Below are 20,195 nucleotides of genomic sequence, written 5' to 3'. Positions count from 1 at the left end.
GCATGCGTGCCATCATCCTCGCTGCGGGCCTCGGCCTGCGTCTCCAGCAACCGCCGGAAGCCCAGTTCCCGAAATGCCTGTTGCAGTTCGACGGCATGAGCCTGCTCGAACGGCATCTGCAAATGCTCGAAACCGCCGGCGTGACCGAAGTCGTGCTGGCGCTCGGCTTTCAGCCGGAGTCGGTGCAGGGGGAACTGGTGCGCATCAACTGGCCGCACAAGGTGGAAACGGTGCTCAACACGCGCTACGACCTGGGCAGCGTGCTCACGGTGCACACGGTGGCCGAGGCGCTCACGCGGGGCGGCGACGTGCTGCTGATGGACGCCGACGTGCTCTACGACGAGCGCATTCTGAGCGCGCTGGTGGCGGGCGAAACGGTCAACCGCCTGTTGATCGACCGCGATTTCGAAGCCGGCGACGAGCCCGTCAAGCTGTGTCTGAAAGACGGCGTGCCGGTGGAGTTGCGCAAGCAGCTCGCGGTGAATCTGGAATACGACACCATTGGCGAGTCCGTGGGCTTCTTCCGTTTTCGCGAAGAAACGGCGCGGCGTTTTGCGCAGATCGTGGCAGGCTATGTGGACGGCGGCCGGGCGAACATGCCGCACGAGGAGGCGGTGCGCGATCTGCTGCTCGAGCGCAGCCAGGTGTTCGACACCGCCGACGTGACCGGCGCTCCGTGGATCGAGATCGACTTTCCCAATGACGTAGCGCGCGCCACTACGGAAATCCTGCCGCAGTTGCAGCCGCTCGTCAGCGCTTCTCGCTGAGTTTGAGCCGAGTTGTTTTGAGTTTGCGCTGAGCATTCGTTGACTTCGTGCTGAACCGCGTCGAGCTTTGCGATGCACGCGAAGAGCCGGCTCCACGCCGGCTCTTCGTCTTTCATGCCCCTTGCATTTGCGTCGGGCGAGGCAACCGCAGCCCCCCGCGTTGCGCTGCAATGCCATAATCGAAGCTTTATATCGACGGCTTCCTCACCCGTCGCCTCGTCAATGCCCTTCGCTTTAGGCGCTTTCATCGTTCCGCTGATCGTCGCGTGCGCGATGTTCATGGAAAACGTGGACGGCACGGTCATCGTGACGTCGCTGCCCGTGCTGGCCCGCGATCTGGGCCAGGACCCCATCACTCTGAAGCTCGCCGTCACCGCGTATGTGATCGGCCTCGGCGTGTTCATTCCAATTTGCGGCTGGGTTGCGGACCGCTTCGGGTCGCGCACCGTGTTTCGCACAGCCATCGGCATTTTCATGGCCGGCTCGCTGATGTGCGCGGCGTCCACTTCGCTCGGCATGTTCGTGGTCGCGCGCTTCGTGCAAGGCATTGGCGGCGCGATGATGGTTCCCGTGGGCCGCATCATCATCTTCCGTTCGGTGCCGAAGTCGGACTTCATACGCGCGGTCAATTATCTGACGGTGCCCGCGCTGCTCGGGCCGGTGGTCGGTCCGCCGCTCGGCGGCTTCATCACGACCTATCTGCATTGGCGCCTGATTTTCTTCGTCAACATTCCGATCGGCCTGCTCGGCATCTGGCTTGCCAACAGGCACATTGCCAATGTGCGGGAAGCGCATCCCGGCCCGCTCGACTGGATCGGCTTTCTGTTGTCCGCGAGCGGCGCGTCGCTGTTCATGCTCGGGCTTTCGCTCGTGGGCGGCGAACTGGTGCCGAACGCGGTGTCGGCCGGCATGTGCGCCGTCGGCGTCGTGCTGCTCGTGTTCTACGTGCTGTACGCGAATCGCGTGGACATGCCGGTGCTCGATCTGCGGCTGCTGCGCATTCCCAGCTTTCACGCAAGCGTGGCGGGCGGGTCGCTGTTTCGCATCGGTTTGGGCGCGGTGCCATTTCTGTTGCCGCTTGCGTTGCAGGAAGGGCTCCGCATGACGGCGTTCGTGTCAGGGTCGATCACCTGCGCGTCGGCGTTCGGTTCAATTTTCATGAAGGCGGCGGCCCCGCGCATACTGGAGCGGTTTGGCTTTCGCACCGTGCTCATGTTCAACGCGGGCTGCGCGGGAGTGGCCATCGCCATCTACGGACTGTTCTTTCCCGGCACGCCGCACTGGCTGATCTGGTGCGTGGTGCTGTTTGGCGGCTTCTTTCCGTCGCTTCAGTTCACTTCGCTCAACACGTTGGCGTATGCCGACATTCCGAGCCGCGACGTGGGCCGTGCAACCAGCGTGGCCAGTGTGATCCAGCAGATTTCGCTCGGGCTTGGCGTGACCATTGCCGGCCTCGTGCTGCAGATTTCGCACAACCTGCAGGGCCATGCGCGCATCGTGTTCTCCGACTTCTGGCCGGCTTTCGTTGTGGTGGGCCTATTCTCGTTTCTATCGATTCCGGTCACCGCGCGCCTGCCGCACGACGCCGGTGACGAAATCGCACGCGGCCGACGCGGCACCGCCTGAAACGGCGTCAAAGGCGCGCACCGCGTGGGCCCGATAATCGCATGATTGCCCGACGCAGCGTGGCACGCGCTGCTTTGCTACACCGCTTCCTTCACCGCGCGCAGGAACTGCTGTGTGCGTTCATGCTGCGGCGCGCTGAAGAACTGCTGCGGCGGACCCTGCTCGATGATCTTGCCTTGCGAGAAAAAGCACACACGGTCCGCGAATTCTCGCGCGAAGCCCATCTGGTGCGTCACCATCAGCATGGTCAGGTTGTGCTCGCTGCCCAGCCGGCGAATCACATTCAGCACTTCGCCGCACAACTCGGGGTCGAGCGCGGAAGTCACTTCGTCGAACAGCATGACCTTGGGCCGCATGGCGAGCGCCCGCGCAATTGCCACGCGCTGCTGCTGGCCGCCCGACAATTGCGACGGGTAGTGATTGCACTTGTCCTCGAGCCCGACGAGCGACAGCAGATCGCGCGCCCGCTCGGTCGCTTCCTTGCGTGAGAGGCCGAGCACCTGCATCGGCGCTTCTATCGTGTTGGCGAGCGCCGTCATGTGCGGGAACAGATTGAAGCTCTGAAACACCATGCCTATCTTGCTGCGCACCCGCCGCAAATGCTTCAGCGATGCGGGCACCAGTTGGCCGTTCTTGCGCATATGCGTGAGCGGCTCGCCGTCCACTTCGATCATGCCGTCCGTCAGCGGGTCGAGCGTCATCAGCACGCGCAGCAGCGTGGATTTGCCCGATCCGCTCGGGCCGATGATCGCCACTTTCTCGTTGCGGCCAATGTCGAGGTCGAGTTCGTCGAGCACCGTGAGCGTGCCGTAGCGCTTGGTCACACCGACGAAGCGCACCATGGGCGCCTCGCCCGGCGCGGCGGCCTGAGGCTCCAGTACGGAAGCGGGATCGTCTCGTTTCATCGGGTTCTCCACGGATAAGGCCGAATGCGGCGGGGTAAGGGCATCGAGGTCGGTCTTCACGGTCATGGCAACCTCAGACCGTATTCGAGCCGCCGCACGAGTTGCGCGAAGCTCACGCTGATCAGCAGGAAGAAAATGCCTGCGAGCGTGATCGGCTCGAGATAGCGGAACGTCTCGGAGCCAATGTTCTTGGCCTGCTGCATCAATTCAACGACGGTGATTGCCGAGAGCACGGGCGTGTCCTTGAACATCGCCACCAGATAGTTGCCGAGCGCGGGAATCACCGGGCGGATCGCCTGCGGCAGAATCACGCCGCTGTAGGTGCGCCACGGCGACAGCGACAACGCGCAAGCCGCTTCCCACTGGCCGCGCGCCACGCCGTTCAGGCCCGCGCGATACACCTCCGACGTGTAGCACGCGTAATGCAGCGCAATGCCGACCGTGCCTGCCGTCAACGCGGACATCGTGATGCCGTACACCGGCAGCACATAAAACAATACGTACACCTGAATCAGCAAAGGCGTGCTGCGAATGAATTCGACTATGAAGCCGACTGTGCGCGACACCGCCTTGACGTGGCTGCGCCGCAGCACGGCGAGAACGAGCCCCAGCACCAGCGCGATGGCGAAACCCACGAGCGTGATGAGGATGGTGTAGATCGACGCGCGCAGCAGCGCAGGCAGAATCTGCTCGGCGTAATGCAGATCGAAGAAGCTGTTCATCGGGCGGCCCTCTGGAGAATGCCGTGGCTCACGCGGCGCTCGAAGTGCCGCATCAACGCGACCAGAATCTGTGCGAGCACGAAGTAGATCACGAGTGTCAGCATGAAGATTTCGGCGGTTTTGAAGGTCGCCTCGTCCAACTGCCGCGCGCGAAACGTCAGGTCCGACAGCGTGATGAGCGAGACCAGCGAAGTACCTTTGAGCAACTCGATCATCAGATTGGTGGCGGGCGGCAGCGCGTTGATCATCGCTTGCGGCAGCACGATGCGGCGCATGCGCGTGAGCGGCGACATGTTCAGCGCGAGCGCGGCCTCGAATTGTCCACCTGGCACCGAACGCAATGCGCCGCGCAGAATCTCGGAACCGTATGCGCCGTAATGCAAACCCAGTCCGACAACGGCGACCGTGAACGGTGTCATCTCGATGCGAAACGGCGGCAGCGGCAGCACGAAGAAAAACCAGAATAGTTGCACGAGCAACGAGGTGCCGCGAAAGATCTCGACGTAGGCATTGCCAAGCCAGCGCAGCGGCGCCCACGGCGCGAGCTTGGCCGCCGTGGCAACGAACGCCATGACGATGGCGAGCACGGTTGCGAAGGCGGCAATCTCGACCGTCACGAGCGTGCCTTGGAGCAACAGGGGAAACAGTTCACGCATGGCGGTTCCTCGCTTGCATGACGGCGTGTGCTTCTGCACGCGCCTGGGGACTCGGGGCCGGCCCTCGCGGGCGCATCCGCAGCTCGCTTACTTGCCGCAGATGTCAGCGGCGGTGCGGGTGGTCAGATTCGTTTTGTCGAAACCGAACGGCTCGACAGTTTGCAGATGGTCGGCCGTGCCGAGCCAGTCATGCAACTGCTTGTTCACCGCGTCGCGCAGATCCGTGTCTTCCGGGCGGAACGCGAGCGCGCCATAGCCTGTGTGCTTCGGGTCGTCGGTGAAGTTTGCGACTGCTTCGACCTGCTCGGAGGCCTTGGCCGCGAGGCCCTTCATGGTCAGCGCGGTGCCGGCCGCGGCGTCCGCGCGGCGTGCGCGTACCGCCTGCAATTGGGCGGTCGTGTCGGGCACCTGCATCAATTGCGCGTCTTTCACGCCTGCATCGCGCGAATTGGCGAGTTCCACCGCGCCCGCCATCACCGCGAGCTTCAGGTCGGGCTGTTTGCCGATGTCCGCGTAGCTATGAAGGTTCTTCGGGTTGCCTTTGGGCACGAGCAGCGTGTCCTTGATCTGATACTGCGGGTTGGCGAACGCTACCTGCTTGCAGCGCTCCGGTGTGATGTACATGCCCGCTGCGATCACGTCGAAGCGGCCCGCGCGCAGACCGGGAATTAGCGAGCCCCATTCGGTCAGCACGCCGTCCACTTTCTTCACGCCCATCTTCGCGAAGATCTTGCGAGCGATTTCCGGCGATTCGCCCGTCACCTTGCCGTCAGGCGTGGTGTAGGCAAACGGCGCTTCATTGGCATAGCCGATGCGCACTTCGCCCGTGCGCTGGATGCGCTGCAACGTCGTTTCCGCCGACGCGTGCTGCGCCGGCACGGCAAGCGTCGCCGCAGCGACGCAGAGGGCTCCGAGCAATCCAGAAGTGCGCTTCGCTTTCATATCGATTCCGTTGTTGACGTGGTGAATGAGGTAATGAACAAGGTGATGAATGTGGCGACGCATCATGCAAGCGGCGAGGCGCAGAGCCGGCGACGCCGCCTCTTGCCCGGCCTCCAGCTGCAACCCTGAATGCAGCATACAAAGCCAATTTTTTAATCCGATTGCTCTAGGACAATAATTTTCCGGGCCTGTTTCGCGGCAGTATGAGAGGCGTTGGCAGGCGGTATGACAGGCTTGGCGCAAAGCGGACAGCAAGGGTTTACGACGAGGACGCACGAGGCTGCAAAGCGCGCTCGTAAGCGGGACTCGCAGCCTGGTACTTGCAACACAGTACCGGCAAAGGCACTCGCAACAAGGTATCCACACACGTGGAGCAGTGCAACACTGGAGGACGTAAGTGATCGGGCAGTGGCGTGATGCGGTGCGGGCGGTGCACGGCGTGGAGTCGAAATACAAGCGGCTGGTCAAGGCCATAGCGGGCGATATAGAAAGCGCCGCGCTGCCCGCGGGCGCGCGCTTGCCGCCGCAGCGCGATGTGGCCGCGGAGCTGGCCATCAGCGTGCAGACCGTGACCAATGCCTACAAGGAATTGGAGCGGCAAGGGTTGATCCGCTGCGAAGTGGGCCGCGGCAGTTTCGTGGCGGCACGCGTCACGGAAACCATGTCCAACTACATGCTCGACACGGCCGAGCGCTCTGTGGTCGACTTTTCGATTGCGCGCATCATTCACACGCCGGAACACGACGCGATGTGGCGCAAGGTCTGTGCGACGCTCTCCACGCTCGATGACCAACCGTGGATTCGCGCGTTCCGGCCCATTGCGGGTTTCGAGCATCACCGGCAGGCGGGCGTGGCGTGGCTCGCGTCGCTCGGCATGCCGGCTTCGGCGGATACGCTGCTCGTCACGAATGGCGCCGCACACGGCATCTTTCTCGCGCTCGCCTCGCTGGTCGGCCCGGGCGACACGGTGCTGTGCGAAAGCCTGACGGATCACGGCGTGATAGGTTCGGCCAACGTGCTCGGTTTTACGTTAAAAGGCCTCGAGATCGACGAATACGGCATCCATCCCGAACATTTCGAGGAGATGTGCGACAGCGAGCGGATCAGCGCGCTCGTCTGCACGCCCACGTTGAACAATCCCACTGTCGCGATGATGCCCGACTCGCGGCGCCGCGCGATTGCGCGCATTGCCGAGCGCTACGGCGTGTACGTGATCGAAGACGATGTGTACGGCCCCTTGCCCGCTAAGCCGGCGACGCCGATTGCGAGTCTCATCCCCGAGTTGTCGTTCTACTGCACGAGCATGACGAAGTCGGTGCTGACCGGCTTGCGCATCGGCTACCTGACCACGCCGCGCCGTCTCGCGCTGCGCGCGGAGAGCGTATTGCGCGTGAGCAGCTGGATGGCGACCTCGCCGATGGCCGAAGTCGCCACGCGCTGGATTGCCGACGGCACAGCGGCGCGGCTCGTGCAGATTCAGCGCGAACGTCTGGGGCGACGTCAGGCGCTCTTGCAGCAAGCGCTCGGCGCTTATGTACTGGGCGCACATCCGCAAGCCTTGTCCGCGTGGCTGCGTGTGCCGGAACACTGGCAGGCGGACCGCCTCGTCAGGGAACTGCGCAACCGCGATATTGCGGTGACTTCCGCGGAACCGTTCCTCGTGCGCGGCGCGGACCGGCCGAGCGCAGTGCGTGTGTGCGTCGGCGCCGAAGTGAGCGACGAAACCTACAAGGCGGCGCTGGACACCATGCGCGAGGTCTTCGAGCAGTATCCGCAAGTGCACGATTTCACCTGACGGGCAGCCGCGTTGCGAGGCAGCACGCGAAATGAACTAGGACAATAGAAATCGCTTTTTAGAACATTAGACTGGGCTGCATTCGAAACGATGCGGCCGCAGGCGGCTCGACGCTCCAGTCGTCGTGCAGAACCGGCAGCATCGGACTAACCCCTTTCGTGCAGGGCCGAGTTCATGTCCGTTCTGTCGCTGGCCGATGTCTACCGCGCGCGTCGCCGTATCGAGGGGCGCGTGTTGCGCACCCCGCTCGTCGAGTCGCCGAGCTTGTCGGCCATCGCGGGCGCGCCGGTTTATCTCAAGCTCGAAACCGTGCAGCCGACCGGCAGCTTCAAGCTGCGCGGCGCGACCAATGCGCTAACCGAACTCGCAGCGCAGGGCTGCGGCAAGGTGGTCACGGCATCGACGGGAAATCACGGGCGCGCGGTGGCTCATGCGGCACGCGCGCTCGGTATCGAAGCAACTGTTTGCATGTCGGCGCTCGTGCCGGACAACAAGGTGCAGGCAGTGCGCGCGCTCGGAGCGCGCGCGTGCATTGTCGGCAAGAGCCAGGACGACGCTGAGCGCGAAGCCCTGCGGCTTGTCTGCGAAGAAGGCTTCGCGTATGTACCGCCGTTCGACGATCTGCGGGTTATCGCGGGGCAGGCGACCATCGGCCTGGAAATTGTCGAAGCGTTGCCGGACGTTGCGCATATCGTGGTGCCGTTGTCCGGCGGCGGTCTGTTTGCAGGCGTCGCGTTTGCGGCAAAGAGCGCGCACCGCGCGATTCGCATGAGCGGCGTGACGATGGCGCGCGGCGCCGCAATGCATGCGAGTCTCGCAAGCGGCCGGCCAGTGCTGGTCGAAGAAGTGGAAACGCTCGCGGACTCGCTCGGCGGCGGCATCGGCCTTGAAAACCGCTATACGTATCAGCTCACGCGCGATCTGATCGACGACACGCTGCTGCTCGACGAGGACTCCATTGCGCGCGGTATCGTCCATGCATACCTGCATGAGCGCCTCGTCGTGGAGGGCGCGGCGGCCGTCGGCATGGCGGCGTTGCTCGACGGCGCGCTGCACGACGCGCGTGCTCCGCGCGGTCCGCTCGTGATCGTCGTGACGGGTGCAAATATCGACATCGAACTGCATCGCCGCATCGTCAATGCGGTGCCCGCGCCATCCGAATCACACGAAACCACATGACGTCTATCACTTTGCTCGGCGAAGCGCAGCTTCGCGAACTGGTGCCGCTCGATCTCGCGGCCATCGATCAGGTCGAAGCGGCCTTCCTCGCACTGGCGACCGAAGACGTCGCGATGCCGCCCATCCTGCGCCTCGATCTACCCGCGCAAAACGGCGAAGTGGATGTCAAAACCGCCTACCTGCCGCGGTTCGACAGCTTCGCGATCAAGGTTAGCCCCGGCTTCTTCAACAATCCCGCGCTCGGTCTGCCGAGCCTGAATGGCTTGATGCTGGTGCTCTCGGCGAAGACCGGCCTGACCGAAGCGGTGCTGCTGGACAACGGCTATCTGACGGCAGTGCGCACCGCCGCCGCCGGCGCGGTCGCGGCGCGCTGGCTTGCGAGGCAGCAGACGCCGCAAGTGGCGGTGCTCGGAGCCGGCGAGCAGGCTCGTCTGCAATTGCAGGCGCTGACGCTCGTGCGGCGTGTCGAACACGTGCGCGTGTGGGCGCGCAATCCGTCCAGCGCACAGCGCTTTGCCGAAGAGATGACGGCCGCGCTCGGCGTGCGTTGCGAAGCCGCACGCGATGTCGCGCACGCGCTCGCCGAAGCGGACGTTGCCATTACGACGACGCCGAGCCGCACGCCCCTGATTGAGGCTGCGCATCTGCACCCCGGTTTGCATATCACCGCAATGGGCTCGGATGCGGAGCACAAGAACGAAATCGCGCCGGCCGCATTGGCTGCGGCGCGCTACGTGTGCGACCGCGTGCAGCAAACGCGTGTACTCGGCGAACTGCACCATGCGCTGAGTGCTCGCGCGATCAAGGCCGACGCCAGCATCGTCGAACTGGGCGAGGTGATCGCGGGCAAGGCCGCGGGGCGGGCGAACGATGCCGACGTGACGATCTGCGATCTGACCGGCACCGGCGCGCAGGACACGGCCATTGCGGCGCTCGCTTTACAGCGGGCGCGTGCGGCCAACGCAGGAATGATCTTCCGTAACGATGTGCAGCGCTAAGAGGGGACGATGTCCGAGACAACACAACTGGAACGCAACGTGAGCGATCAGGCGTCGGCCGTACGCCTGCCGTTCGAACGGGCCGAATACGACACACGTATCGGCAAGACGAGGAAGGCGATGCAGGCCGCCGGGATCGAACTGCTGATCGTGTCCGATCCGACCAACATGGCGTGGCTGACCGGCTACGACGGCTGGTCTTTCTATGTGCACCAATGTGTGCTGCTGGCGCTGGACGGCGAACCCGTATGGTTCGGCCGCGGCCAGGACGCAAACGGCGCGAAGCGCACGGTGTTCATGCAGCATGACCATATAGTTGGTTATCCAGATCATTATGTTCAGTCTGCCGTGCGCCATCCGATGGATTACCTCGCGCGCGAGGTGATCGAGGCGCGCGGTTGGGGAGCGCTTCGAATCGGCGTCGAAATGGATAACTACTATTTCAGCGCGGCGGCTTACCGTTCGCTCGTCGAGCATTTGCCGCAAGCGAAATGGCAGGACGCAACGAGCCTCGTGAACTGGCAACGCGCGGTAAAGTCGCCGCGCGAAATCGAATATATGCGCGTGGCGGCGCGCATTGTCGAAGCAATGCACGAGCGCATTGTCGAGCGAATCGAGCCGGGCATGCGCAAGAACGACCTGGTGGCCGAGATTTACTCGACGGGCGTTCGCGGCGTGGAGGGCCACGGCGGCGACTATCCGGCCATCGTGCCGTTGCTGCCGACCGGCGCGGACGCCGCCGCTCCGCACCTCACCTGGGACGACACACCGTTCGTCAAAGGGGCGGGCACGTTCTTCGAAATCGCGGGCTGCTTCAAGCGCTATCACTGTCCGCAGTCGCGCACGGTGTTTCTCGGCAAGCCGCCTCGGCACTTCGTCGAGGGCGAACGCGCGGTGGTGGAAGGCATCGAGGCGGGGCTCACCGCGGCCAAACCTGGCAACACCTGCGAAGACATCGCCAATGCATTCTTCGCGGTGCTGCACAAATACGGCATCGAAAAGAACAGCCGTTGCGGTTATCCGATCGGCGCGAGCTATCCGCCGGACTGGGGCGAGCGCACCATGAGCCTGCGTGCGGGGGACAAGACGGTCCTCGAAGCGGGCATGACGTTCCACTTCATGCCCGGCCTGTGGCTCGACGATTGGGGCCTCGAAATTACCGAAAGCATTCTGATTACCGAAGACGGGGTCGAGCCGTTCTGCAACACGCCGCGCAAACTGTTCGTGAAGGAGTAGGCATATGCGCGCTTCGCCCATTCAGCCGACAATCGACTTCAATGCAGACGGCGAGCAGCACGGCTTTCTGAAACTGCCGTATTCGCACGACGCCTCCGCGTGGGGCGCCGTGATGATTCCGATCACCGTCATCCGCAACGGCGACGGACCAACCGCGCTCCTCACGGGCGGCAATCATGGTGACGAATACGAAGGGCCTATCGCCCTCTCGCAGCTTGCCGCAACGCTGCGGGCCGACGACGTGAAAGGCCGCGTCATCATCGTGCCGTTCATGAATTACCCGGCGTTTCGCGCGGGCAGCCGCACGTCGCCCATCGACCGAGGCAATCTGAACCGCAGTTTTCCTGGCAAACCGGACGGCACCGTCACCGAGAAGATCGCCGACTATTTCCAGCGCCACCTGCTGCCGCTCGCAGACTATGTTCTCGATCTGCATGCCGGCGGCCGCACGCTCGACTTCGTGCCGTTCGCCGCGATTCACGTGCTGCCAGAGGCGCAGCAGCAGGCGCGCTGCGAAGCGGCGATGCGTGCGTTCGGCGCGCCTTACTCGATGCGAATGCTGGAACTGGACAGCGTCGGGCTCTATGACACTGCGGCGGAGGAAGCGGGCAAGGTGTTCGTATCAACGGAACTCGGCGGCGGCGGCTCGGCCACGGCGCAAAGCGTCGCGGTTGCGGCTCGCGGCATACGGGGCTTTCTGCAGCATGCTGGAGTGCTGGCTCACGAGCCGCCCGCGGATGCTCCGCGCACCACGACCTTGCTCGACATGCCCGACGGCACCTGCTTCACCACCAGCGAACACGACGGCCTGCTCGAAATGTGCAAGGACCTCGGTGACATGGTGGAAAGCGGCGAGGTGATCGCGCGCATCTACGACGCGTCGCGCACCGGCGTTGCGCCGGTCGAATATCGCGCACGCCGTCGCGGTCTGCTGGCGGCGCGGCATTTTCCAGGGCTCGTGCGGATCGGCGACACCGTTGCAGTGCTGGCCGATGTCGTCGAACGCGGTATACCCGTAGGCGTTTGAGCGCATGAAACTCGACCGCTATGACCTGGCGATTCTGCGCATTCTGGCGCGCGACGGACGCATCACCAAGTCGCGTCTCGCGGAAGAAATCAGTCTGTCCATTTCGCCGGCATGGGAGCGCGTCAAGCGGCTCGAAGACAGCGGTGTGATTCGCGGGTATCGCGCCGACGTGGACTGGCTGCGCGCGTTCAAGGGTGCGCGCGTCGTGGTGGAGGTGACGCTCGCGCGCCACACCGCGCACGACATGCGGCGTTTCGAGGAGCGCATCGGCGCTTCGCCGGAAGTCGTGCAATGCCATGCAACCGGCGGTGGAGTGGACTATGTGATGCACGTGATGTCGCGCGACATCGACCACTATCAGCGCTTTATCGATTCTTTACTCACCGACGAACTGGGTATCGAAAAGTACTTCACGTACATCGTCACGAAGGTCGTGAAGAGCATGCCTGAAGGCGTGCCCGAGTGGGCCGAGGAGTCGTTCGGCGAGGACAGTTGACGCACGCTGCGAAGCTGCCGAAAGAACACCACGCCCCGCCGCGCATTACGGAAAAAACGCAAACCGCAGCCCACGCGAACCGAAAAAACAGCGATGCCGCTCACCGTACAGTGACAGACATACATCGCACACAGGAGGTCGTCATGTTGCTGGGTCATCCGGTTCTGTTCAAATCGCTGTGCTACGTCGACGGGCGTTGGGTCCATAGCGCAAGTGCGGCGAGTGTCGCCGTGCACAATCCCGCGGACCAGCAGGTGCTCGGACATGTGCCGATGCTCGACGCCGCGCAGATCACGCAGGCAGTCGACGCCGCGCAGCGTGCGTTTTCCGCATGGCGCTGGCTGCCGGTCGCGAAACGCTCCGCGTTGCTGCTGCGCTGGCACGAACTGATCCTGCGCCATCAGCACGACCTGGCCGCGATTCTCTCGCTCGAACAGGGCAAGCCGCTTGCGGAAGCACGCGGCGAGATTGCGTACGGCGCGAGCTTCGTCGAATGGTTCGCGCATGAAGTGCGGCGCCTGAATGGACGCACCATTCCCACGCATATCGATGGTGCGCAACTGGGCACCGTGATCGAACCCGTGGGCGTCGCGGCCTTGATCACGCCGTGGAATTTCCCGTGTGCAATGATCACGCGCAAGGCGGCGGCCGCGCTCGCCGCGGGTTGCACGGTGGTGGTGAAGCCTGCGCATGAAACACCGTTCTCCGCACTTGCACTCGCTCAGCTCGCCGAAGAGGCGGGTTTTCCGCCGGGCGTGTTCAACGTGGTCCTCGGCGAACCGCAAATGGCGATGCAAACGCTGGTCGGCGATTCGCGCGTGCGCTCGGTGAGCTTTACTGGCTCCACTCGCGTTGGCGCGCTGGTCATGCAGGCCGTCGCACAAGCCGGCATCAAGAAGACGGCGCTCGAGTTGGGCGGCAACGCGCCGTTCATCGTGACCGAAGATGCAGACCTCGCTGAAGCCGTGCGGGTCGCGGTTGCCGCGAAGTTTCAGACGTCGGGCCAGGACTGCTGCGCGGCGAATCGCATTTTCGTTGCACGTCCGCTGTACGAGGCGTTCGTCGCGCGATACAGCGACGCAGTTCGCGCGTTGAAAGTGGGCTCGGCATTCGAAGCCGACGTGGACGTGGGCCCGCTGATGCATCAAGCCGCGTTCGACGCGACCGTGCAACGCGTGGCCGACGCGCAAGCGAAGGGCGCTCGCATCACAGTGGGCGGTTCGGCGCACGAACGCGGCGGCTGGTTCTTCGAGCCGACCGTGGTGGCCGACGCCGCACCGGGCATGCGCATTTACGACGAAGAAAACTTCGCACCGATTTCCGCGGTAACGGCATTTGATTCGTTAGACGAAGTAATCGAGCGTGCGAACGACACTGAATACGGCCTGGCTGCTTACGTCTGTTCGCGCGATCTGAACACGGTGTTTCAGCTGATCCGGCGTCTGGACTTCGCGATGGTTTCGGTGAACGGCGCGAAGTTTACCGGCGCGCCGATTCCGTTTGGCGGCATCAAGTCGTCGGGTTTGGGTCGCGAAGGCGGCGCCGAGGGCTTCGAACCGTTTGTCGAAACGCGCTATTTCTGTCTTGGCCAACTCGGCTTGCCGCTGACCGGCACGCTTGCCGCTCGCAGCGCCGCAGCCGCGTAACCCCAATCCATGCATTTAACGAAGGAACGAAGGAGCCTTTCATGACTCAGCCCGAACAACTGCAGCAACTCGAACAACTCTTCAGCGCCGATCGCGCGCACTTCATGCATCCTTCCACGCATGCTCACGACCATGCGAGCGGCGCGCTGCCGGGCCGCATCGTGACGGGGGCGAAGGGCATCCGCATTGAAGACCACCAGGGCAAGACATTCATCGACGCGTTCGCGGGCCTTTACTGCGTGAATATCGGCTACGGCCGCACCGAAGTGGCCGAGGCAATCTACGAGCAGGCAAAGAAGCTCGCGTACTACCACACGTACGTGGGCCATTCGACGGATACCATCATCGAACTGTCGTCGCGCATCATCGAATGGGCGCCGCAGGGCATGAAGAAGGTTTACTACGGCATGTCCGGTTCGGACGCGAACGAAACGCAGATCAAGCTCGTCTGGTATTACAACAACGTGAAGGGCCGGCCGAACAAGAAGAAGATCATTTCGCGGCAGCGCGGCTATCACGGCTCGGGTATCGTGACCGGCAGCCTCACTGGCTTGCCGAGCTTCCATCAATGCTTCGACCTGCCTATCGAACGCGTCAAACACACCACGTGCCCGCACTGGTATCGCAATGCGCCGGCCGGCATGAACGAAACACAGTTCGTCGCGTACTGCGTGGAAGAACTGGAGCAACTCATCGCGCGCGAAGGCGCCGACACGATTGCCGCGTTCATCGGCGAGCCCGTCATGGGCACAGGCGGCATCCTGCCGCCGCCGGCTGGCTATTGGGCCGCCATCCAGCAGGTGCTCAAGAAGCACGACATTCTGCTGATCTGCGACGAGGTGGTGTGCGGTTTCGGCCGGCTCGGTTCGAAGATGGGCGCGCAGCATTACGGCATCACGCCCGATCTGATTACCGTCGCGAAAGGGCTGACGAGCGCCTATGCGCCGCTCTCCGGCGTGATCGTGAGCGAAGGCGTGTGGGATGTGATCGACAAGGCTTCGCAGGAACTCGGGCCGATGGGTCACGGCTGGACCTATTCGGGCCATCCGATCTGTGCGGCAGCGGCGCTCGCGAACCTCGACATTCTGGAGCGCGAGAATCTCACGCAAAACGCGGAGCAGACCGGCGCGTATCTGCTCGAGCAACTGCACGCGGCTTTCGATTCGCATCCGCTGGTCGGCGAAGTGCGCGGCGCGGGCATGCTGGCCGCGCTCGAATTCATGGCCGACAAGGATGCGCGCCGGCCGTTCGACCCAGCGCTAAAAGTGGGCCCGCGCGTGTCTGCTGCTGCGTTGCAACGGGGTCTGATTGCTCGCGCGATGCCGCATGGCGACATTCTTGGGTTCGCGCCGCCGCTCGTGACTTCACGTGCCGATGTGGATGAAATCGTAAAGCTCGCGCGCGCGGCTGTAGACGAGGTGGCCTCGCAAGTTCTGACGCCCGCGTCCGCTGTTTGACCCGCAACTGTGCGCCTCTTTGTGTGCCGCAACAGCCGCCTTACGAAATTGCGCGGCTTCGCAAAGAGGCGCTTCACATGTTATAAGCCCAAGGGAACTGTAGTGATCGTCAGGTGAAACAGTCGTCTTGGGGGATATCAATGAAGTTGTTCCGCAATGCCAGAGCGTCCGCCAGCGTATTTGCGCTGGCCACTGTGTTGTCTGTTTCCTTCGGCTTCCTCGAGGCCACGCCGGCCGTCGCGAAGCCGCCCGCGAAAGCGCAACCGGCGGTACTCACTGCGTCCGCCATCGCGGTCGCCGACGAATACAGCGCGGACGCCGCCGAACAGATCTTCAAGGAAGGCGGCAATGCGGTCGACGCCGCGGTGGCCATCGCCTTTACGCTTGCCGTGACCTATCCGGAAGCGGGCAACATCGGCGGCGGCGGCTTCATGACGCTGTACGTGGCCGGCAAGCCGTACTTCCTCGACTATCGCGAACGCGCGCCGCTCGCCGCGACCAAGAACATGTATCTCGACGACAAGGGCGAGGTCATCAAAGGCATGAGCCTGTATGGCTACCGCGCCGTGGGCGTGCCCGGCACCGTAGACGGCATGTGGCAGGCGCAGCGCCGTTTCGGCAAGCTCAAGTGGAAGCAGGTGCTCGCGCCGGCCATTCACTATGCGCGCGACGGCTTTGAGGTGAGCGAGCAGTTGCAGCAGCGCCGCGATGCAGCGGCCAAGGAATTCGCCGGCAAAACCAACTTCGACACGTACTTCGGCAACCTGAAGCAGGGTGTGAACTTCAAGCAGCCCGACCTTGCCGCTGTGCTGCAGCGCATTGCCGACCAGGGCGCGAAAGACTTTTATTCGGGCAAGACGGCTGACCTGATTGCGGAGTCCATGCGCGGTCATGGTCTGATTACCAAGGCCGATCTGCAGCAGTACAAAGCCGTCTGGCGTCAGCCGATTGCGGCCGACTGGAAGGGCTACCGCGTGTACACCGCACCGCCTCCGAGCTCGGGCGGCATCGGCCTCGTCCAGCTGTTGAAGATGAAAGCCGACCGCGCGGCAGACTTCAAGGACGTCCCGCTCAATTCGCCGCAGTACATTCATCTGATCGCAGAGATCGAAAAGCGCGTATTTGCCGACCGCGCGCAATATCTCGGCGACCCGGACTTCTACAAGGTACCCGTTGCGCAACTGACCGACGACGCATACATCGCCAAGCGCGCGGCCGAAGTGAATCCGGAAACGCCGTCGGACACGAAGAGCGTGCAACCCGGACTCGGCACGTCGATGCCGGAAAAAGCGGAGACCACGCATTTCTCCGTGGTCGACAAGTGGGGCAACGCGGTGTCCAACACCTACACGGTGAACGGCTACTTCGGTTCCGGCGTAGTGGCGGACCGCACGGGCATCGTGCTGAACGACGAAATGGACGACTTCTCAGCGAAGCCGGGCGTAGCCAACATGTTCGGCGTGGTGGGCAGCGACGCGAACTCGATTGAACCGAAGAAGCGCCCTCTCTCTTCCATGAGCCCGACGATCCTCACCAAAGACGGCAAGGTGTCGCTCGTAATCGGCACGCCTGGCGGCTCGCGCATCTTCACGTCGATCTTCCAGGTGATCAACAACATCTACGACTTCAACATGCCGTTGCCGGACGCAGTCGCTGCGATGCGCTTCCATCATCAACTGCTGCCGCCGAACACGATTTTCTGGGAGCCGTACCTGCCGATCGACGGCGAGCTCGCCAAGGCCGTGGAGGCCAAGGGCTATACGCTGAAGGCGCAGAACTTCAACGGCGACATCCAGGCAATCAAGATCAACGACAACACGCCCGAGCCGGCAGCGGATCCGCGCGGCCGTGGCGTGACGCGGATCATCCAGTAAGCGTAGTTCGCGCGGGCGGCGCGGAACATCTGCCCGCATGCTCCGCTCGCAACAGCAGAAGACCTCGCGCTCGAAAGAGCCCGAGGTCTTTTTTTGCGTGCGAATCAGCTTGCCTGTTCAACGGGTGTCAACGTGAGTTCCAGCCGTTGCGCGCCACGCAGCGCCGTTACGTTGACCGGCTTGTCGATGCGCGACGCGTCGAGCGTGCGTTGCAGCGCGTCCACGTCCTGCACGGGTTGTGAGTCGATGGCGACGATGGTGTCGTCCGTGCGCAAGCCGCCCGCCGCTGCGGGACTGCCTTTGACGATTTCCATCACATGCACGCCGCTTTGCGCGCTCAGGGCGAAATAGCGCTGCACGCGGCGCGACAGCGGCGTCGTGGTGCCCGCTACGCCGATATACGCACGCCGCACGCGGCCATGCGCGAATATCTGCATGATGACCCACTTCGCCGTGTCGATTGCGGTGGCGAAGCAGATGGACTGCGCGCCGGGAATGATCGCGGTATTCACGCCGATCACCTGGCCTGCGGAATTGATCAGCGGGCCGCCCGAGTTGCCCGGATTGAGCGCGGCATCGGTCTGGATCACGTCGTAGATCATGCGGCCGGAGTTCGAGCGCAGCGAGCGGCCCAGCGCCGACACCACGCCGGTGGTGACGGTCTGCGCGAGGCCGAGCGGATTGCCGACTGCGATGGCGATCTGCCCCACGCGCAGCTTCGACGATTCGCCAAGCTCGACGTGAGGCAGCGGCTCCGGCGAGCCGATGCGCAACACCGCGAGGTCGCTGCCGGGATCGTCGCCGACCAGATCGGCGTCGAATCTCGCGCCGTCGGCCAGCGTCACCTGAATGTGCGTTGCGCCGCGTACGACGTGGCTATTGGTCAGCAGATAGCCGTCCGGCGTGAAGATGAAGCCCGAGCCGGTGCCGCCGCGCGCGCCGCGCTCGCGGCCGGGCGCGGCGCCGGGCAGCCGGCGTTCGACGGAAATGAAGGCGACGGCCTGCTGCACGCGCTCGAGCGCGCCGATTACGGTGCGCGAATAGGCGTCGAGCAGGGCGTCGTCGGATAGAGGAGTGAATGAGTTCGGCCCGGGGGCGTCGGATGCGGCGCGCGACAGGTCATCAATGAAGCGTGGACGGCTTCCCATGGCGATGCTCCGGATAAACGGAAACGCAGATGCGGGGCGCGCGTAAGGTTTTCAAGTGTGAAGCGGCGCACGTCTCATGCATCGTGCCGTGTGAGACACTTTGTGCTGGCAGGCTGATTGCTCGCCATCGACGGCCGGCATGCCGCGCGACGCTACTTCATGTCATGTCACACCGCGCCGTTATTGGAGAGAGAGAGCCATGATCGACCCATCCGCCACGTATTCTCCCGGCACTGCAACATCGACCGGCAGTACACCAGACGAACCGCGCATCGAGTCGCTCAGCGCGATCACCCTCGCCACCAGCGACATGCGGCAGGCGGTGGGCTTTTACCGGGCCCTCGGCTTTCCGCTCCAATTCGGCGGCGAAGACGCTGCGTTCACGTCGTTTGCGTTTGGCGGCACGTTCCTGAACCTGATCGCCGACCCGCGTGCGCCAGTGAACTGGTGGGGCCGCGTGATCGTTTACGTATCGGATGTCGATGCGATCTATCGGAAGGCGCTGGCCACGGGTTTGACGCCCTCGCTGGAGCCGTCCGACGCGCCGTGGGGCGAGCGCTACTTCCACATCACGGACCCAGACGGGCACGAAATCAGCTTTGCCAAACCGCTGCGCTAGCGGCGGCTGTCCGCGCAAAACTCGCTATCATGAAGCGGCCGGGCGGTAACACGGCTGACACCGGGCGCACCGATAATCGGGCGCGTCCGCGTCGCGCATGCCGCCGCGCGCCCGATCATTTCCGCCGCGAGGAGAGCCGCAATGAAAGAGCAGGATCCGAGACCTGAAGCCGAGTTGCTGATTGAGCGGCAACGCCGTTTCGAGGAAGACCTCATCGACGCGTACGACGAGGAACTCGAAATGGAGGTCGACGACCGCATTCTCGACGGTCCCGAAACCTTCACGCGCGAGAACCGCGAAGCACGCAAGATGTATTTTCGCGAGCTGTTCCGCTTGCAGGGCGAACTCGTCAAGCTGCAGGACTGGATCGTGCAGACGGGGCACCGGCTGGTCGTGATTTTCGAGGGACGCGATGCCGCGGGCAAGGGCGGCGCGATCAAGCGCATCACGCAGCGGCTCAATCCGCGCGTGTGCCGCGTCGCGGCGCTGCCGGCCCCGAACAATCGCGAGCGCACCCAATGGTACTTTCAGCGTTATGTCTCGCACCTGCCGGCCGGCGGGGAGATGGTGCTGTTCGACCGTAGCTGGTACAACCGGGCGGGCGTGGAGCGGGTGATGAATTTCTGCACCGACGAGGAATACGAAGAGTTCTTCCGCTCCGTGCCGGAGTTCGAAAAAATGCTCGTGCGCAGCGGCGTGCAGATCGTCAAGTACTGGTTCTCCATTACCGACGAGGAGCAGGAAATCCGCTTCCAGAATCGTATTCACGATCCGCTGAAGCAGTGGAAGCTCAGTCCGATGGACCTGGAAAGCCGCCGCCGCTGGGAGGCCTATACGCAGGCCAAAGAGGTGATGCTGCAACGCTCGCACATTCCCGAAGCGCCGTGGTGGGTCGTGCAGGCCGTCGACAAGAAGCGCGCGCGGCTGAACTGCATTCACCACCTGCTAAGCCAGGTGCCGTACCACGAGATCGAGCATCCGACTATCCAGTTGCCCGCGCGTGTCTATCACGACGAATACAGCCGTCAGCCGGTGCCGGCTTCGATGATCGTGCCTGAGGTGTATTGAGCGCTCGGGCGACCGGCATCGGTCAGGCGTGGAT

18 protein-coding genes are annotated in these 20,195 nt (G+C 63.6%); 13 read left to right on the top strand and 5 right to left on the bottom strand.

The genetic code is table 11. The features are described from left to right. Positions 1 to 2 precede the first annotated feature (2 nt). Both F757_RS0130815 and F757_RS0130810 read left to right on the top strand, forming a co-directional pair. Positions 3 to 767, top strand: a complete 765-nt coding sequence (locus tag F757_RS0130815; protein WP_027214697.1) for a phosphocholine cytidylyltransferase family protein — start codon at positions 3 to 5, stop codon at positions 765 to 767. Positions 768 to 989: 222 nt separating this feature from the next. Beyond that, positions 990 to 2,393 (top strand): MFS transporter, encoded by a 1,404-nt coding sequence (locus F757_RS0130810; protein ID WP_027214696.1) that lies wholly within the window; start codon positions 990 to 992, stop codon positions 2,391 to 2,393. A 77-nt stretch (positions 2,394 to 2,470) separates the two neighbouring features. Here F757_RS0130810 and ehuA read toward each other — a convergent pair whose 3' ends face one another. From ehuA to ehuB, 4 genes are all read right to left on the bottom strand, one after another. After that, positions 2,471 to 3,298 (bottom strand): ectoine/hydroxyectoine ABC transporter ATP-binding protein EhuA, encoded by an 828-nt coding sequence (ehuA, locus tag F757_RS0130805; RefSeq protein WP_027214695.1) that lies wholly within the window; start codon positions 3,296 to 3,298, stop codon positions 2,471 to 2,473. 62 nt (positions 3,299 to 3,360) lie between these two features. After that, positions 3,361 to 4,020, bottom strand: a complete 660-nt coding sequence (ehuD, locus tag F757_RS0130800) for an ectoine/hydroxyectoine ABC transporter permease subunit EhuD (RefSeq protein WP_027214694.1) — start codon at positions 4,018 to 4,020, stop codon at positions 3,361 to 3,363. Then, the gene (gene ehuC, locus F757_RS0130795; RefSeq protein WP_027214693.1) at positions 4,017 to 4,676 is read right to left on the bottom strand and encodes an ectoine/hydroxyectoine ABC transporter permease subunit EhuC; all 660 of its coding nucleotides are present in this window, start codon (positions 4,674 to 4,676) and stop codon (positions 4,017 to 4,019) included. The genes ehuD and ehuC overlap by 4 nt, the downstream gene beginning before the upstream one ends. Before the next feature lie 87 nt (positions 4,677 to 4,763). Next, positions 4,764 to 5,618 (bottom strand): ectoine/hydroxyectoine ABC transporter substrate-binding protein EhuB, encoded by an 855-nt coding sequence (gene ehuB, locus F757_RS0130790; RefSeq protein ID WP_027214692.1) that lies wholly within the window; start codon positions 5,616 to 5,618, stop codon positions 4,764 to 4,766. Between the two features lie 397 nt (positions 5,619 to 6,015). Between ehuB and ehuR the strand changes: the two genes are divergently transcribed. From ehuR to ggt, 9 genes are all read left to right on the top strand, one after another. Continuing rightward, positions 6,016 to 7,413, top strand: a complete 1,398-nt coding sequence (ehuR, locus tag F757_RS0130785; protein ID WP_027214691.1) for a MocR-like ectoine utilization transcription factor EhuR — start codon at positions 6,016 to 6,018, stop codon at positions 7,411 to 7,413. A 174-nt stretch (positions 7,414 to 7,587) separates the two neighbouring features. Continuing rightward, positions 7,588 to 8,592 carry a hydroxyectoine utilization dehydratase EutB gene (gene eutB, locus F757_RS0130780; protein ID WP_027214690.1) on the top strand — a complete coding sequence of 335 codons (1,005 nt, stop codon included), beginning with the start codon at positions 7,588 to 7,590 and terminating at the stop codon, positions 8,590 to 8,592. Further along, a complete protein-coding gene (locus F757_RS0130775; protein ID WP_027214689.1) occupies positions 8,589 to 9,590 on the top strand; it encodes a cyclodeaminase in 1,002 nt (333 codons plus the stop codon). Before eutB ends, F757_RS0130775 begins: the two co-directional genes overlap by 4 nt. A 9-nt stretch (positions 9,591 to 9,599) precedes the next feature. After that, positions 9,600 to 10,826, top strand: coding sequence for an ectoine hydrolase DoeA (gene doeA, locus F757_RS0130770; protein ID WP_027214688.1), 1,227 nt, complete (start codon positions 9,600 to 9,602; stop codon positions 10,824 to 10,826). 4 nt (positions 10,827 to 10,830) lie between these two features. Then, positions 10,831 to 11,853: a N(2)-acetyl-L-2,4-diaminobutanoate deacetylase DoeB gene (gene doeB / locus F757_RS0130765; protein ID WP_027214687.1), complete on the top strand. Its 1,023-nt coding sequence runs from the start codon at positions 10,831 to 10,833 to the stop codon at positions 11,851 to 11,853. 4 nt (positions 11,854 to 11,857) lie between these two features. Next, positions 11,858 to 12,349 (top strand): Lrp/AsnC family transcriptional regulator, encoded by a 492-nt coding sequence (locus F757_RS0130760; RefSeq protein WP_027214686.1) that lies wholly within the window; start codon positions 11,858 to 11,860, stop codon positions 12,347 to 12,349. A gap of 143 nt (positions 12,350 to 12,492) precedes the next feature. After that, positions 12,493 to 13,995 carry an NAD-dependent succinate-semialdehyde dehydrogenase gene (locus tag F757_RS0130755; protein ID WP_027214685.1) on the top strand — a complete coding sequence of 501 codons (1,503 nt, stop codon included), beginning with the start codon at positions 12,493 to 12,495 and terminating at the stop codon, positions 13,993 to 13,995. Between the two features lie 41 nt (positions 13,996 to 14,036). Further along, positions 14,037 to 15,452 carry an aspartate aminotransferase family protein gene (locus tag F757_RS0130750; RefSeq protein ID WP_027214684.1) on the top strand — a complete coding sequence of 472 codons (1,416 nt, stop codon included), beginning with the start codon at positions 14,037 to 14,039 and terminating at the stop codon, positions 15,450 to 15,452. 140 nt (positions 15,453 to 15,592) lie between these two features. Further along, the gene (gene ggt, locus F757_RS0130745) at positions 15,593 to 17,326 is read left to right on the top strand and encodes a gamma-glutamyltransferase (protein WP_027214683.1); all 1,734 of its coding nucleotides are present in this window, start codon (positions 15,593 to 15,595) and stop codon (positions 17,324 to 17,326) included. Positions 17,327 to 17,430: 104 nt separating this feature from the next. Here the strand turns inward: ggt and F757_RS0130740 are convergent, their stop codons facing one another. Next, positions 17,431 to 18,474: a S1C family serine protease gene (locus F757_RS0130740; RefSeq protein ID WP_027214682.1), complete on the bottom strand. Its 1,044-nt coding sequence runs from the start codon at positions 18,472 to 18,474 to the stop codon at positions 17,431 to 17,433. A gap of 199 nt (positions 18,475 to 18,673) precedes the next feature. Here F757_RS0130740 and F757_RS0130735 point away from each other — a divergent pair, with 199 nt between their 5' ends. Together F757_RS0130735 and ppk2 are read left to right on the top strand one after the other, a co-directional pair. Further along, complete coding sequence (locus tag F757_RS0130735) at positions 18,674 to 19,093, top strand: VOC family protein (RefSeq protein WP_051376905.1); 420 nt, start codon at positions 18,674 to 18,676, stop codon at positions 19,091 to 19,093. 141 nt (positions 19,094 to 19,234) lie between these two features. Further along, on the top strand, positions 19,235 to 20,161 hold the full coding sequence (ppk2, locus tag F757_RS0130730; RefSeq protein WP_027214680.1) for a polyphosphate kinase 2: 927 nt from the start codon (positions 19,235 to 19,237) through the stop codon (positions 20,159 to 20,161). Positions 20,162 to 20,195 lie beyond the last annotated feature (34 nt).

It is taken from the genome of Burkholderia sp. WSM2232 (genome assembly GCF_000472545.1).
In the GTDB taxonomy this organism is placed as follows: Bacteria; Pseudomonadota; Gammaproteobacteria; order Burkholderiales; family Burkholderiaceae; genus Paraburkholderia.
The sequence above is the reverse complement of the archived record's forward strand: the minus strand, read 5'-3'. Positions and strand labels throughout refer to the sequence as shown.

Coding starts and splice junctions, on each gene's coding strand:
- ggt (WP_027214683.1), top strand. CDS start 15,593: ATGAAGTTGTTCCGCAATGCCAGAGCGTCCGCCAGCGTATTTGCGCTG.
- ehuA (WP_027214695.1), bottom strand. CDS start 3,298: ATGAAACGAGACGATCCCGCTTCCGTACTGGAGCCTCAGGCCGCCGCG.
- F757_RS0130815 (WP_027214697.1), top strand. CDS start 3: ATGCGTGCCATCATCCTCGCTGCGGGCCTCGGCCTGCGTCTCCAGCAA.
- F757_RS0130810 (WP_027214696.1), top strand. CDS start 990: ATGCCCTTCGCTTTAGGCGCTTTCATCGTTCCGCTGATCGTCGCGTGC.
- doeB (WP_027214687.1), top strand. CDS start 10,831: ATGCGCGCTTCGCCCATTCAGCCGACAATCGACTTCAATGCAGACGGC.
- F757_RS0130735 (WP_051376905.1), top strand. CDS start 18,674: ATGATCGACCCATCCGCCACGTATTCTCCCGGCACTGCAACATCGACC.
- F757_RS0130740 (WP_027214682.1), bottom strand. CDS start 18,474: ATGGGAAGCCGTCCACGCTTCATTGATGACCTGTCGCGCGCCGCATCC.
- ppk2 (WP_027214680.1), top strand. CDS start 19,235: ATGAAAGAGCAGGATCCGAGACCTGAAGCCGAGTTGCTGATTGAGCGG.
- F757_RS0130750 (WP_027214684.1), top strand. CDS start 14,037: ATGACTCAGCCCGAACAACTGCAGCAACTCGAACAACTCTTCAGCGCC.
- ehuB (WP_027214692.1), bottom strand. CDS start 5,618: ATGAAAGCGAAGCGCACTTCTGGATTGCTCGGAGCCCTCTGCGTCGCT.
- doeA (WP_027214688.1), top strand. CDS start 9,600: ATGTCCGAGACAACACAACTGGAACGCAACGTGAGCGATCAGGCGTCG.
- ehuC (WP_027214693.1), bottom strand. CDS start 4,676: ATGCGTGAACTGTTTCCCCTGTTGCTCCAAGGCACGCTCGTGACGGTC.
- F757_RS0130755 (WP_027214685.1), top strand. CDS start 12,493: ATGTTGCTGGGTCATCCGGTTCTGTTCAAATCGCTGTGCTACGTCGAC.
- F757_RS0130775 (WP_027214689.1), top strand. CDS start 8,589: ATGACGTCTATCACTTTGCTCGGCGAAGCGCAGCTTCGCGAACTGGTG.
- ehuD (WP_027214694.1), bottom strand. CDS start 4,020: ATGAACAGCTTCTTCGATCTGCATTACGCCGAGCAGATTCTGCCTGCG.
- F757_RS0130760 (WP_027214686.1), top strand. CDS start 11,858: ATGAAACTCGACCGCTATGACCTGGCGATTCTGCGCATTCTGGCGCGC.
- eutB (WP_027214690.1), top strand. CDS start 7,588: ATGTCCGTTCTGTCGCTGGCCGATGTCTACCGCGCGCGTCGCCGTATC.